Origin of the sequence: Ensifer sp. KUDG1, assembly GCF_050434285.1 — a bacterium.
GTDB lineage: Bacteria > Pseudomonadota > Alphaproteobacteria > Rhizobiales > Rhizobiaceae > Ensifer.
This window is the reverse complement of the sequence record NZ_JBNDIG010000002.1, coordinates 200145-214359: the sequence shown is the minus strand read 5'-3', so window position 1 is coordinate 214359 and position 14215 is coordinate 200145. Positions and strand designations below refer to the sequence as shown.

General features: G+C 65.2%; 9 protein-coding genes. 4 read left to right on the top strand and 5 right to left on the bottom strand.

What is annotated here, in order from left to right:
• Positions 1-6: 6 nt before the first annotated feature.
• Together M2267_RS06400 and M2267_RS06395 are read left to right on the top strand one after the other, a co-directional pair.
• Positions 7-243: a ribbon-helix-helix domain-containing protein gene (locus tag M2267_RS06400; RefSeq protein WP_429113312.1), complete on the top strand. Its 237-nt coding sequence runs from the start codon at positions 7-9 to the stop codon at positions 241-243.
• Between the two features lie 267 nt (positions 244-510).
• Positions 511-1299 (top strand): hypothetical protein, encoded by a 789-nt coding sequence (locus tag M2267_RS06395; RefSeq protein WP_156134195.1) that lies wholly within the window; start codon positions 511-513, stop codon positions 1297-1299.
• Between the two features lie 74 nt (positions 1300-1373).
• On the opposite strand, the gene M2267_RS06390 is transcribed toward M2267_RS06395, so the two are convergent.
• The 3 genes from M2267_RS06390 to M2267_RS06380 form a co-directional block, all read right to left on the bottom strand.
• Complete coding sequence (locus M2267_RS06390) at positions 1374-2708, bottom strand: TadE/TadG family type IV pilus assembly protein (protein ID WP_429113310.1); 1335 nt, start codon at positions 2706-2708, stop codon at positions 1374-1376.
• Between the two features lie 458 nt (positions 2709-3166).
• Positions 3167-6913: an AsmA-like C-terminal region-containing protein gene (locus M2267_RS06385; protein WP_429113308.1), complete on the bottom strand. Its 3747-nt coding sequence runs from the start codon at positions 6911-6913 to the stop codon at positions 3167-3169.
• 231 nt (positions 6914-7144) lie between these two features.
• Positions 7145-8551 (bottom strand): FAD-binding oxidoreductase, encoded by a 1407-nt coding sequence (locus M2267_RS06380; RefSeq protein WP_429113306.1) that lies wholly within the window; start codon positions 8549-8551, stop codon positions 7145-7147.
• Between the two features lie 315 nt (positions 8552-8866).
• Here M2267_RS06380 and M2267_RS06375 point away from each other — a divergent pair, with 315 nt between their 5' ends.
• Positions 8867-9127, top strand: coding sequence for a hypothetical protein (locus M2267_RS06375; protein ID WP_429113304.1), 261 nt, complete (start codon positions 8867-8869; stop codon positions 9125-9127).
• A gap of 193 nt (positions 9128-9320) precedes the next feature.
• Positions 9321-9755 (top strand): DUF1772 domain-containing protein, encoded by a 435-nt coding sequence (locus M2267_RS06370; protein ID WP_043621463.1) that lies wholly within the window; start codon positions 9321-9323, stop codon positions 9753-9755.
• 24 nt (positions 9756-9779) lie between these two features.
• Here M2267_RS06370 and M2267_RS06365 read toward each other — a convergent pair whose 3' ends face one another.
• A complete protein-coding gene (locus M2267_RS06365) occupies positions 9780-12890 on the bottom strand; it encodes an efflux RND transporter permease subunit (RefSeq protein WP_429114505.1) in 3111 nt (1036 codons plus the stop codon).
• Positions 12891-12949: 59 nt separating this feature from the next.
• Positions 12950-14131 (bottom strand): efflux RND transporter periplasmic adaptor subunit, encoded by a 1182-nt coding sequence (locus tag M2267_RS06360; protein WP_402319030.1) that lies wholly within the window; start codon positions 14129-14131, stop codon positions 12950-12952.
• Positions 14132-14215 lie beyond the last annotated feature (84 nt).

The window sequence follows — 14215 nt, the reverse complement described above, 5'->3', positions numbered from 1 at the left end:
CGGGCGATGATCCGTAAGCATTCCGCGACGCTCCACGGCCACCGCACCAGCTTCTCGCTTGAAGACGCCTTCTGGCAGGAACTGAAGACGATTGCCGCGAGGCGCGAGATGCCGCTCGCCCAGCTGATCGCCGAGATCGACGACCAGCGCACGCCCGACAGCAACCTCTCCTCGGCACTGCGCGTCTATGTGCTCGAATGGCTGAAATCGAACGCGCCTGCCCTCTCTACCGAGCCGCGCTGATCCCGCCACAGCACCGGACCACGGGCCCGAGTCCGCCTCATCAGATCCCACGCGACTGTGTGGCGCCTGCAACAGCAGGGGCCATTTCGTCAGCCAAGGATTGCACTGGCGGTGGAAATTGGTTGTTTTCGGAATCGCTTATATAAAGATGGCCATGTTGGAGGCGGCGGCTTCTGCCGTCGATACGCACAACTCTTATGAGTAAGCAGGACCGGACGGAAAACGCGCGCATCGTTTCCCAGGGACTGCGCAAGCGGGAGGCGTTTCATGAGTATCTCTACGCGACTGGGCCTTGCGGCCTGCCTGAGCCTGGTTCCCTTTCTGCCTGTTCATGCCGCCGATATCACGCCGCTGATGGCGCCCGCGGCCCCCGTGGAAGAAACCGAGAGCGGCTGGCAATTCACCTTCGCGCCCTATTTCTGGATGGCGGGTCTCTCCGGCGACACAGCGCAATTCGGGCTCCCGACCGTTCACATCGATTCAAGCTTCAGCGACATCTGGAGCAATCTCGACTTCGCCGCCATGGCAACCCTGGAGGCGCGAAAGGACCGGTTCAGCATCTTTGGCGACCTGATTTATACGAAGCTCTCCGGCGACGGCAAAGCGCGTGGCATCTTCACCGATACCGTCGATGTGGAATCGGAGACCTTCGCCGGCCTCATCGGTGTCGGTTACACGGTCTTTGAGGATCAGAACTCGCATCTCGACGTGGTCGGCGGCGCCAGGATCTGGTCGGTCAACACCACCATGTCCTTCCAGGGCGGCCCGCTCGACGGTATCAGCCGCGATGACCGCAAGACCTGGGTCGACGGCATGGTGGGCGTGCGCGGCAACTACTTCTTCACCCCGGAAATATACCTGACCGGCTGGGGCCTGGTCGGTGGCGGCGGCGCCGACGTCGACTGGGACGTCGGCCTTGGCCTCGGCTACCGTTTCAACGACACGATCTCGGCGATTGCCGGTTATCGAGCGCTGGGCGTCAACTACGACAATGACGGCTTCATCTTCGACGTGGTCCAGCAAGGTCCAATCCTCGGACTGTCCATCCGCTTCTGAGGGCAAAGCGCGCCTGGACACCGGCAAGCCATCACGCCGCCGGCCCAACGGCCGGAGGCAAGATGCGTCCGTCGTTATCGCACCAGCCGGATCGCACCTGGATTGTTGATGGTGGTGTTGGCCAGCACCGCCTTGCAATCCAGCTTGAAGCTGCTGTTGCCGATCATGGTGATCTCCTGGGCGACGATGCGCACGCATTCACCGCCGGTCGATCCGTTGCCGGCATACTGGATCTCGCGCGACGCCGGCATGTAGATGATGCCGGCGAGCGACGAGGCGCTGTTGCCGTTGATGGTCGCGGTGGCCGTATTGTTGCGCCCGGCGACGATTGAGAAGCCGGCCCAGTCGCCGGTCGTCGGCGCGCTGACCTGGAAGGTCGCCCCGCCGTGAATGTCGAGCTGGGCGCCGTTCAGGAGGAAGAAGGTGACCCCTTCGGCGCTCAGCACCGACTGACTGGTAAATTTCAGGCTGCCGCCGTCGATGATGTAATTGCCGGGCCTCAGAAGAACCCTCCCCTTGATCTCGAGCGTGCCATAGGTGCCGGGCTTCAACTCGACGCGGTAGGTGTCGGGCGCGTTGTTCGGTGTCTTGCCGATACCGTTGCAGTCGCCGTTGCCGCCACCGCCGCCGACGAAATTCTGGCCGCAGCCGGCAAGGCTCACCCAGCCTCCCGTGGTCGGCATCTTCTTCGACCGGAAGGGGTCGGGAATCGGGGCCACCTCCTCGACCGCCTTGCCGCAGGCAAGCTGGAGATTGGCGAGCGTCGCCGACACCTTGCCGGCGGCATAGAGACACTCGGCCTTGAGCGTGGCCGAGCCGCTGAGATAGATCGACTGCGCATCGGTGGAGTTCGACGTGATTGTACAGCCGGACGTGTCGACGCTCGCCCCGCCGCTGACCTCGAAGGCTCGACTCGCCGTCGGGTGCAGCGCCAGGATGCAGGCCTCCCGCCCCGGCATGCGCGCGGCAACGCTTTCCCGGTCGATCGTATAGGGCTGCAGCCCGAAGAAGAGCGGATTGTATTTCAGCGCGTAGGCCGCGGTCGCCGTGGTCTCGACGCCGGCGGCGCCGAAGGCGATCTGCACCGGCGCGGCCGCCACCGACACGCCGCTTTCCGCGCCGATCTGGTCGACGGCCTCCGCCTGGCCGAAATTGGCGAAAAAGACGTTGTTGGCGAGATCTCTGGCACTGGCCTCGGTCTCCCCCTCGCCGTAGGATTTGACCGCCGAAAAGGCAGCGGCATCGAGCGCCGTCTGCATCTTGGCGGCCTCGAGGTTGATCCGCGCCAGGTTGATGGCGATCGACGCGGCGCTCAGCAGCGGCACCGCTATCAGCGCGGTCAGAACGGTAAAGTTGCCCTTCTCGTCCGCAAGGATGCGGGCGGCTCTCTTCCTCAAATTGTAGCGCATCTCTGATCGTGGCCCCTCAGCAGACGGAGACGCGCCGCTCAGGTCAATCCGGAGCGATCGACGTCATCCTTCCCATGCGCCGATTAACGACGCGGCCCGCAAGCCGCGCCCCCTGCTCCATCCAACGCAAATTGCTAATTTAGCGATCAATAGTGGAGGATGTGCTTCAGAATTCGTTAAAACTCTGCCGATCCCTTCGCGCGCCACGATGCGCCGGATGAACGCCGGTTCGATGAACCACCTTCGAAATCTGAAGCTGAAGCATGTCGCAAAGCTGCGCAGCCGTTTGCGATAACGGCATGCGAAGCATCAAAGACCGAAAGCGCAGAGAGCGAGGCTAGGATCGCGATGGGCTTCAGCGGCCGCCAGCCAAGGATGGGATCACGGCCGCCTGCGCAAGCGGCGGCACATCTCCGGCCCCGAAAGCACGGGGCCGTCGTGCTCCGCGCAATCGCCTGCTACTGCACCGTGACGTCGGGCAGGACGTCGAAGTTGAGCTTCTGTCCGGGAGGGGTGCCGGTGGCTCCGTCCGGTTGGGTCTGGGGGTTCGGCCCCGTCTGCGGCTGGCCCTGAACGGCGCTGCGCGCTGCCTCTGCCGCCCGGCGTGCAGCTTCCGCCTGCCGCTCCGCTTCGGCCTTCCGTTCGGCCTCTGCGCGCGCATCTGCTTCCGCCTTGAGGCGGGCGGCCTCGGCAGCGCCGGCAGCCCGCCGGCGTTCCTCGGCAACAGCGCGTTTGCGCTCCAGTTCCCTTGCCTCGGCCCGCACCTTGTAAAGCGCGAGTTCGCGTCGCAGGCGCTGTTTCTCCAGCACGTTTGCCTGCAGGATCTCGACCCGCCGGCGCTCGCGCTCGAAAGCGCGCAGCGACAGGAAGTTCGCAAGATCGGCAACGTTGAGATCGACGCCCGGATCTTCCATCAGGCCGGCATAGCCGATGCGCACGCGCGGCTCAGCACCCGCAAGCGCCTCGTCGCCGGGCCGGAATGTCAGGTCGATACCGGCGTCGATACGGCCCGCCGCAAGGTCCAGCGAGGCCTCGCCGGTCATCGCCGCGTTGCCGTCGCCGGCCGTCACGTTCTGCGCCCGCAGCACCCCGCCGGCGATGCTGAAGGGCGCCTTGACGACGCCGACCAGCGACTGGCCAGAGAAGATCGTCGCCTCCGCGGCACCCTTGATTGCGTCCGCCGAGATCTGCGTCTTCAGCGCATCGGCGGCTGCGATCAGCTGCGGCAGCGCCCCGCTGTTGATGCCCGCAAGCGTCATGCCGTTGAAGGTTGCCGTACCCGAGCCGCTTGCCGAATGCGCCATTGCCTCGGGCGTCGCGCCCGAAGCCTCAAGCGCTACGGAAAGATCGAAGGTCCCGGTCGCGACCGGCGTGCCCGCATGGGCCCAGCCCGCCTGCGCAAGGTCGCCGCCCTTGACGTCCAGGCGCGAGCGCAGGAAGCCCGAGCCGTTGGCATTGCCGATCTGCACCCGCCCGGCGAGCTTGCCGCCCAGCCAGTCGCCGGCCGCATCGGTCAGCGCGACCTCGTCGCCCTTCCATGCCATCTTGCCGGCAAAGCTCGTGACCGCGCCATAGACGCCCGGCCAGAATTTGCCCGCCTGCACGTCGAGCGCGAGATTGAGGCCGGTCCAGGCCGGCTGCGCCAGAGCCCCCTTCGAAAAGGCCCCATTCGTATCCTCGATCGGGCCGAGGATGCCCTCGCCGAGCCAGGCGAGATCGAGCGTGTCGAGCGTCAGCTGTCCGCTGGCCGCCCCCGGCGTCTTGCGGTCAATCGTCAGATTGCCGGTAAAGCCGTTGTGGTCGGCCTTGCCCTCGACGGTGGTCAGCGCGATTGTTTCGGGCGTCGTCGCGATATCGGCAGAGACGGTCAGCGGCAGACCGCTGCCCATCTGTGGCAAGGCCACGCCCTGGAGCAGAAGATAGGGCTCCAGGTCCTGGGTCTGCAGCGTCACCTTCGCCTGACCTTCCAGGAAATGATCGCGGGAAAGATCGACGCTGCCCTTGGCGGCAAGTGAGGTCTTTTCGGTGGTAAAGGTCACCGTGCCGTTCGCCGTCGGTCCGTCGGTGCTTTGCAGCTTGACCGAGAGAATGCCGTTGGCATCCGCATCGAAGGGCAAGGGATCGAAACCCGTCTGGCCAAGCAGCAGCCGCGTCTCTGGGTTTTCGAGCGTCGCTTCCAAAAGCATCGCCTTGCCGGTCAGCGCCTGCGCCATGTCGGGCGCCTGGTAGCTGGCGGCGATCTTGGTGCCGTTGGCGGTCCCGAAGATGCCGAAGGTCGCCGGCGCGTTGCCTTCCTTGTTGCCGGCCGTCAGCGTCACGTCGAAGGCCGTGTCGCTGAAATAGGGGCCGGCCTTGATCAGCTGCCTGAGCGCCGGGTGATTGACCGCGTGGCGGCCGATCATTTCCAGGAACGGCGTCAGATTCTTGGCCGCAAGCTTCATCTTGGCCGAGACGACGGGCTTGTCGAGGTCGCCGCTGGCCCGCCCGGAAAAGGCGAGCTGCGCGCCGGCAAGCGAGCCGATCGCCACGCGCTCGGCCTGGAGCTGGCCGTTCTTAAGCGTCAGCACCGCTTGCACGTCCTGCGCCTCCTCGCCGAAGGCGGAAAACTCGTCGGCCGAAAGATCGGCGGCAATCGCGTGCTGCAGCAAGGTGTCGGTGGAAGCGTCCCCCGCCACCAGCCCGGTCAGCGCCTGCAGCGCCTCGAAATCGATGCGGTTGCCCTTCAGCTGCAGCGAGAGGTTCGGTTGCTGGTCGGCGAAGGACTGCCGCTCGAGCCGGCCCTTGAGGCTCGCCTCGTCGGCCGCCACTTCGAGGTTCTCGAACTGCTGCAAGGTATCGGTAAGATTCACCTTGGCCGAAAAGCCGGCGGTCCTGAGCTTGCGGATCGCCGGGTCGACGGAGCCCGCCAGCCAGTTGGCAAGCCCTGAAGGCTGGTTGGAGGCAAGCAAGAGGTCGCCGCGGAAACTGCGCTGTCCCTTGAGGTTCAGCCGCCCCTTGGCTTCGAGCTGCGTGCGCCCCGGCAGCAGCGCCACGACATTGTCGATCACCCAGCCGGCGCCATCGGGCTGTACGTCGATGCGCACGTCGCGCACGGTCGTATCGCCAACGACGATCGCCGGCAGTTTCAGGCTGGCGCGGCCGGGCACCTGCGGGATGGGAATGTCGGCGGCGATCGCCAGCATGGCTTCGAGCCGCTGGCGCATCGAGATCGCGGGATCGCGGCCGGTCTTGTTGTTTCGGCTCGGGCCGATGCGGCTGACGTCGATCTGCTGGCCGTCGGCGATCAGCAGGAATTTCTGGTCCTTGCCGGTATCGAGTGTTGCCTCGCCGGTGACCACATAGGGATCGTCCGACGGGCCGATTTCGAAGCGGTATTCCGGGACGCGGATGCTCTCGTTGGTCAGCTGGAAGTTGCCGTTGATGCGTAGCGGCGCCCGCCCGTCCGCATCCTTCGTCTCGCCCTGCGGCCGGTTCTCCGTCAGCGTGAAACGGCCGCTATAGACAGGCCTGAAATCGACGATGCGCAGCGAGCCGTCGGTCTCGACGCCGAAGGGGCGCTTGTCGGGTGTCACGCGCGCCTTCAGGCTGAGCGTACCCGCCTCGTCCACCTCGTTGCTGGTCAAGGAAAAACTGCCGGCTTCGCCATCGAGCGCGGCGCGCCCCTCGACCTTCCAGGGCCCGGCGAGCGTGCGGGCCGAAATGTCTGCGGCAAGTCCGCTCACGCGGCGGGTGCGGCCGGTCTGCTCGTCGACGAATTCGATCTGGCCGTTGGTGATCTCGACATTTTCAAGCACGACGGTCTTGGCCGGGATCGAGGCCCGCCGGCCCCTCGCCCAGTCGAGCGTGCCGTCGGGCAACAGGCGCACCTTGGCTTTCGGGCGGTCAAGCTTCATGTCGAAGATCAAGGCTTCGCCGCTCAGGAACGGCGCAAGTTCGGCGCTCATCGAGAACTGCGCCACCTGGATCAGCGGGTCGCCATCCTCGGCAGCGCCGACGCGCACGTCGTTGAGCGTCACGGTCGGAAACGGGATCAGCCGCGCATCGACGCTTCCATGCACGACGACGGGCTTGCCCATGATGCGGCTTGCCTCGCGCTCGAACTCCTTGCGGAAATCCGTCCAGTCAATGAACCACGGAGCGATCAGCGCCGCAAAGAGCGCAACGACCACAAGTCCACCGACGGCAAGCAGAATTCGCGAAAGCACCGTGCCTATATTCCCATATCAGTTCAGCGGCGCATGGCGCGCCGCGCATCGATTGGAGCGCCAGGACCTGGCGCCCGCCGACAGCGCCGTGTCCAGCACTGTAGCATCTTGATTTGCCGCATAAATCGCCGGGCGTCCATGCCGACATCGGAACTATGCAGTATCACACTTTCGCCCCGGCGCATCGCCCCAAAAAAGCGCTACGCCCGACGGTCGCATTCCTTCTCCGCCTCAGGCGAAAATCTTGCCGGGATTGAAGATGTTGTCCGGATCGAGCGAGCGCTTGACCTGCCGCATGAGGTCGAGCGCATCGCCAAGTTCCGCCTCGAGGAACGGCATCTTGCCCTGGCCGATGCCATGCTCGCCGGTGCAGGTCCCGTCCATCGCCAGCGCCCGCGCATTGAGGCGCTCGACGAACGCCTCGGCCCGCGCCACATCGGCTGGGTCCTTGTCGTCGAACAGCAGGCCGACATGGAAGTTGCCGTCGCCGGCATGGCCGACGATCGGCGCGGTCAGCCCATGGGCGGCGCTGTCTTCCTGCGTTGCCGCCACGCATTCCGCCAGCCGCGAGATCGGCACGCAAACATCGGTCGACAGGATTGCAGCACCCGGGATCAGGCTCTTTTGCGCCCAGTAGGCATTGTGCCTGGCCTTCCAGAGCCGCGCCCGCTCCTCCGGATTGGTGGTCCAGAGGAAGTCGCTGGCGCCGAACTCCGAGGCGATCTCGCCAAACTGGCGCGCCTGCAGTTCGACGCTCTCGGGGCTGCCGTGGAATTCGACGAAGAGCGTCGGCGTCTCCTGGTAGGAAAGGCCGGAATAGCCGTTGCAGGCTTTCATCTGCAGCGCATCGAGCAGTTCGATGCGCGCCACCGGAATGCCCGACTGGATGGTCAGGATCACCGCATTGCAGGCGTCTTCGATCGTCGGAAACGGGCAGACGCCGCCGGAAATCACCTCCGGAATGCCCTGCAGCCGAAGCGTGATCGAGGTGATGATGCCGAGCGTGCCTTCGGCGCCGACGAAGAGCCGCGTCAGGTCGTAGCCGGCCGAGGACTTGCGCGCCCGGTGCGCCGTGCGGACTTCACGTCCGTCAGCGGTCACCACCGTCAGCGCCAGCACATTGTCCTTCATGGTGCCGTAGCGCACCGCATTGGTGCCGGACGCCCGCGTCGAGGCCATCCCGCCGATCGAGGCGTTGGCGCCGGGATCGATCGGGAAGAACAGGCCGGTGTCGCGCAGGTAGGTGTTGAGCTCCTCGCGCGTGATGCCCGGCTCGACGCGGCAGTCGAGATCCTCGGCATTGACCTCGAGCACCTTGTTCATGCGCGAGAGATCGACCGAGATGCCGCCATGGGGCGCGTTGATATGGCCTTCGAGCGAAGAGCCGGTGCCGAACGGGATCAGCGGCACCTTGTGTCGCGCGGCGATCTGGACGATCTCGCGCACGTCGCCGGCGCTTTCGGCAAACGCCACGCCATCGGGAAGCTGCGCCGGAATATAGGTGGTGGTGTGGGCGTGCTGGGCGCGGATGGCCTCGCCCGTCTGAAACCGGTCGCCGAAGCGGGCGGAAAGCTCCGCCTTTGCCGCTGCAATCCCCGCCTCGTTTCTCGCGCCAGCCCTGATCGCCTTCAATGCCACGGAAAACGCCCTTCCTCTTGCATTCGCCGCGCTGCCTTTTCGATGTTCGGGAAGCGCAGTCATTTCAAGGCGCTACTGTGCAAATCGGAATCACTTTGTCCAGACGCTAGCCCACTTCCCGCTCACAGTAGCGCAGGAAAACGCCTGACGTGAGACCGGAGTGTCACAAGACTGTATGACAGCGTGGAAAACACCAGCGCTGAAAAGCCGACACGATATGTCCCCGTTTGCCGAAATGTCATATCCACACCGCGCCGCGCGGTGATCCGTTCGGGAAGTCCTTGCGTATAAAGGCCGAGCGGAAGGACGTGTGACGTGCTTGGAGAGATCGGCAGAAAGCGACTGATGATGCGGTTGCCGCACTTGAGGGGCAGCATCGCGTCGGCATCGTCAGATTGCATGATTGAGCTGTTCTGCAGTTACGAACTTGCGGTCAACATGCGCGACGCACTCGTGTTGGGCGGCGGCCGCCCGGATCTCGCCGACGAATACCGGCAAATCTGTCTCGAACTCGAAGAAGAGGTGGAGGTCGTGCTCTGCGCGACGGCGCTGATCGTGCGGCGTGACGGCACATAGCGCGCGGGCGGCCCGGTAGACAGAGGGCCTTGCAAACGGGCAAACCGCGTCGCACCAGATTTGCCACTGGCAAAAGGAACGCCTCAGGCCGACCGAACTCTGGTACTGCTACGTATGAGAGCGAAACAGCGGAAAACACCTGCCGTCTGCCCGGCCTTGCGCTATGATATCGGCGTGAAGGAAGGAGAGGCAAATGCTGGGTCTCACCGCTTTGCTCACCGCGTCGGTTTTCTTTGGCGCCGCCATCTACATCACCTGGGCCGAACAGCCGGCACGGCTGCATCTCGACGATCGCGCCGCACTCGTGCAGTGGGTGCCGTCCTATCGCCGCGGCTTCGAGATGCAGGCGACGCTCGCGCTCATCTCGGGCCTGCTCGGCGCCGGCGCCTGGGGGCAGACCGGCCATGTTCTCTGGGGACTGGGCGCCGCGATCATCATCCTCAACTGGCCCTATACGCTGCTCTTCGTCCTGCCGGTCAACCGCCAGCTGGAGGCAGTCCGGCCCGAAGACGCCGGCAACGACAGTCGCGAGCTGCTCAAATATTGGGGCAGGCTCCACGCCGGGCGCAGCGCGCTTGGCGGCCTGGCGGCAGCGATCTTTCTCGTTGCCGCCTGGCTCGAATTGTAAGCCGCCCGCTGACGGCCGTTTCGGTTAGCGCACTTCCATGGCCGCCGCTGCGTCCATCTCCTCGTGCAGCTTGCGCTCCTCGTCCGCATGCGGCTTGGTAAAGCGGGCAATGACGAGATAGGCGACCGGAGTCAGGTAGAGCGTGACGATCACCGCCAGCCCGAGGCCGCCGACGAGCACCCAGCCAAGCGCGATGCGCGCCTCGGCGCCCGCGCCGCTGGCAAGCACCAGCGGGACGGCGCCGACGATGGTGGCGATCATCGTCATCATGACCGGGCGCAGGCGGATGTTGGCGGCATTCTCGATTGCCGAACGCACGTCCTCGCCGCGATCGCGCAGCTGGTTGGCGAACTCGACGATCAGGATGCCGTTCTTCGCCATGATGCCGACGAGCATCACGAGGCCGATCTGGCTGTAGATGTTCAGCGTGTTGCCGGTCATGATCATTGCAAACACCGCGCAGGCAAGCCCCAGCGGCACCGTCGACATGATGATCAGGCCGCTGACGAAGCTTTCGAACTGGGCCGCCAGTACCAGGAAGATGATGACGAGCGCAAAGCCGAAAGTGACGAACAGGCCGTTGGCGTTTTCGTTAAGCGTCGCGGCTTCGGCAAGCGGCATGATGCGCGAGCCCGGCGGCAGCAAGGGCTCGGCCATCTGCTCGACCATGGTGAGCGCTTCGCCGAGTGCGAGATCCGATTTCAGGCCCGCCGAGAGCGACACGGCGCGGAGCTGCGATTCCCGTGAGAGCTGCGGCGCCACCGCCATCTCCTCCACACTGGCGATCGTCGACATCGGCACGATCTTTCCGTCGCCGGCCTTGAGGAAAATGTTCTGCAGATCGGTTGGGTCGTTGACCGGATTGGTCGAGGACAAGAGCTTCACCGGATAGGATTCGCCGTCGACATAGACATCGACGACGCTGTTGCCGTCGAGCATGGCCTGCAGCGCCCAGGCAAGGCCGCCGATATCGACGCCCATGTCGGAGGCACGCTCGCGGTCGATGGTGATCGACAGCTGCGCCTGGTTGGCCTCGTAGTTGAGCCGCACGTTTTCGAAGCGGCCGGTGTCTTCCATCTGGCGCACCAGCTTTGCCGCGGCATCGCCGAGCTTGTTGTAGTCGTTGCCGACCAGCGCCACCTGCAGGCCGCTGCCGGCGCCGCGAATGCCGAGACTGTTCGGCTGCATGGCAAAGACGCGAACCGAGGGGATCCGCCCGGTCACCTTGTTGATGTCAGCGACAATATCCTGTTGCGTTCGGTCACGCTTGTCCCAGGGAGCGAGCGTCAGCACCATGAAGCCGCTGTTGACCGAACCGCCCTGCCCGGAGATCGAGAAGATATTGTCGATCTCGCCGGATTTGACCAGCGGCTGCAGGCCGTCCTCGATGCGTCGCATCTGGGCCTGGGCATATTCGAGCGACACGCCCTGCGGCGCGTTGATGCGCATCATGATCTGCGAGCGGTCTTCGGTCGGGGTCAGCTCCGATTTCAGCGTCAGGAAGCCGACAGCCCCCATGGCGGTGAAGAAGCCCGCGACGACAAAGACGATCAGCGGCGCGTTGAGGCAGGCGCGCAGCGTCACGCGGTAAAAGCCGGCCGCCCGCGCGCCGAACCGCGCCATCGGCCCGGGCACCGTATGTGTCTCCTTCGTCAGCATGCGCGAGGCGAGCATCGGGCAGAGCGTCAGCGACACGAAGGAGGAGAGCAGGATCGCGAAGGCAAGCACGAAGCCGAACTCTCGGAAGAGGCCTCCGGTCTGGCCCGGAAGGAACGACAGCGGCACGAAGACGGCGGCAAGCGTCGCGGTCGTTGCCAGCACCGCGAAGAACACTTCGAGCGTGCCGTGCACGGCGGCGGCCCGTGGGCCCAAGCCCTCGGCGCGCCGTCGCACGATGTTTTCAAGCACCACGATCGCGTCGTCGACCACAAGACCCGTCGCCAGCACGATCGCCAGCAGCGTCAGAATGTTGATCGAAAAGCCCGCCATGTAGATCGCCGCCACCGTGCCGATCAGCGCGATCGGCATCGAGATTGTCGGGATCAGCGTCGCCCGCCAGTCGAGCAGGAACATGTAGATGACCAGCGTCACGATGAACACCGCGACGATCAGCGCGATCTCCACCTCATGGATGGCGCCGTTGATGAAGACGGCATCGTCGCTGGTGATCCTGAGCTGCGTGCCCTCGGGCAGGATTTGCGTCTGGATCGTCTCGACGACCTTGCGCACGCCCTCGGAAATATCGACCGTGTTGGACTGCGCCTGGCGCACGATGCCAAGCCCGATGCCCTGCCGGCCGTTGGAGCGCAGCGCCGTCGTGCCGGTGTCGGGACCGAGCGTGACGGTGGCGACGTCGCGCAGGCGCACATTGTTGACGAGGATCAGGTTCTCGAACTGCTCCGGTGTCTGCAGGTCGGCCGTGGCGCGCACGGAAATATCCTGGCTGGCGCTGGTCAGCTTGCCGGCCGGCACGTCGTAGGAGGCATTGGCGAGCGCTGTCCTGAGGTTTGCGACCGTCACCCCGCGCCCGGCGAGCTTCGCCTGGTCGAGGTCGATGCGGAAGATCTTTTCCTGGTCGCCATAGACGGCAACGTCGGCAACGCCTTCGACGGCGGCCAGCCGGTCGCTGATCTCGTTTTCGACGAGCAGCGTCATGTCTTCCATCGACATGGTATCGGAGGTGAGCGCGAGGCGCATGATCGGCTGGCTGTCGGCGTCGGCCTTGACGATACTCGGCTCGTCGACGTTGTCGGGCAACTGGTTGCGCACCCGGCCGAGTGCGTCGCGGATGTCATTGGAAGCCTGGCCGATATCGGTCGTGTCGGAAAACTGCAGCGTCACGCGGCTGCGGCCGAAGGACGAGGTCGAGGAAATGTCGCGGATGCCCTGCACGCGCGACACGGCGCCCTCGACCACCGAGGTGACCTCGCGGTCCATCGTCTCGGGTGCTGCACCATCGAGCGTCGTCGTTACCGAGATCACCGGCTGGTCGACCTGAGGCAGCTCGCGGATTTCGATGCCGTTCCAGGCCGCAAGGCCGGCAACGACGATCAGCGTGTTGACGACCAGCGCGAAGATCGGCCGGCGGATGAAGAGTGCGGTAAAGCCGGTCTTGCCACGCTCGCGGGCTGACATCTTGTCGCCACCGCCCCCGTGACCACCACCATGGCCGCTCGACTGACTGTCGCCGCCGCTCACTTGGTTTCCTCCGCAACCTTCTGCGGTTCCTGCTTGTTCTCGCGGCCGGCAATGCGCACGGCGCCGCCGTCGCGCAGGCGCTGCACGCCTTCGGTGACGACCTCGTCGCCTTCCTTAAGCGCTGCGTCCACCAGCACCTTGTCCGGGTTGCGCTGAATGATCTTGACCGGCACCTTCTCGCTCTTGTCGCCCGAGACGCGCCAGATATAGGAGCCTTCCGAGCTCCACTGGATCGCCAGCGGATCGACCGTCGGATAGGTGTCGCCGTCGAAGGCGACCGTGACCGAGAAGGACATGCCTGCCCTAAGCTTATCGTCGGGGTTTTCAAGCCGTGCGCGCACGCGCAGCGTCCGGCTCGCCTGGTCGAGGCGGTTGTCGATCGCATGGATCGCTCCGTCGAGCTGGTTGCCGGGCTGGGCGATGGCGAAGGCCGTGACCGGCTGGTCGACGCTGATCTTGTTGGCGAAGCGCTCGGGCACCCAGAAATCGACGAGGATTTCCGAGCGGTCGTCGACGACCGCAATCGGCGTCGTGGTCGTGACATAGTCGCCGACATTGACGGTGATGATGCCGACGACGCCCTTCGACGGCGCCACGATATCGCGGCGCTTGAGGTCGAGTTCGGCGGTCTTCAGCGCCAGTTCGGCGGTCTGCATGGCGATCTCGGCGTCGCGCACATCCACCGCCGACACCGCCCGCGCCGTGCTGAGGTTGCGGTAGCGCTCGACCTTTTCGCGGGCGCTGTCGCGTGTCAGCCGCGCCTGGTCGGCGGCAATCTTCTGGTCGTCGCTATCGAGCCTGGCGATCACCTGGCCTTGCGCCACCTTTTCGCCGGAGCGCACGAGGATTTCGGTGAGGTTGCCGGTCGCCGTCGGCGTCACGGTGACGGAGTGGATCGCCTCGCCGTTGCCGATCGCGTTCAGCCGGTCGTTGACAACAGACGTGCCCGAGGGCCGGACCATGACGAGGATCGCATTGTTGCCGCCCTGCCCGCGGCCATTGCCGCGTTCGCCGCCCGCGCCGCCTTCGGCACCAGGCTTGGACAAGGCATCGATCAGCGGGTGCGAAACACCGATCGCCGCCAGCGTTTCACCGGCGCCGGGCACAAACCGCACCCAGACGCCTGCGCCCACGAGAAGCACAGCGGCGCTCACCGCAAGCTGTTTCCAAACCCGCATTCAAGTCTCCGAATTAAGCAAAAAACACGCCCCAGCGCGGCGCGGCCGGCGGTTCGTTCCGATTGCCCGGAGTATCCCTGTTCG

What these genes read in the sequence shown, in the direction of transcription:
- M2267_RS06390 (WP_429113310.1), bottom strand. Translation starts at nt 2,708, where the DNA reads ATGCGCTACAATTTGAGGAAGAGAGCCGCCCGCATCCTTGCGGACGAG.
- M2267_RS06395 (WP_156134195.1), top strand. Translation starts at nt 511, where the DNA reads ATGAGTATCTCTACGCGACTGGGCCTTGCGGCCTGCCTGAGCCTGGTT.
- M2267_RS06400 (WP_429113312.1), top strand. Translation starts at nt 7, where the DNA reads ATGATCCGTAAGCATTCCGCGACGCTCCACGGCCACCGCACCAGCTTC.
- M2267_RS06370 (WP_043621463.1), top strand. Translation starts at nt 9,321, where the DNA reads ATGCTGGGTCTCACCGCTTTGCTCACCGCGTCGGTTTTCTTTGGCGCC.
- M2267_RS06365 (WP_429114505.1), bottom strand. Translation starts at nt 12,890, where the DNA reads ATGTCAGCCCGCGAGCGTGGCAAGACCGGCTTTACCGCACTCTTCATC.
- M2267_RS06360 (WP_402319030.1), bottom strand. Translation starts at nt 14,131, where the DNA reads ATGCGGGTTTGGAAACAGCTTGCGGTGAGCGCCGCTGTGCTTCTCGTG.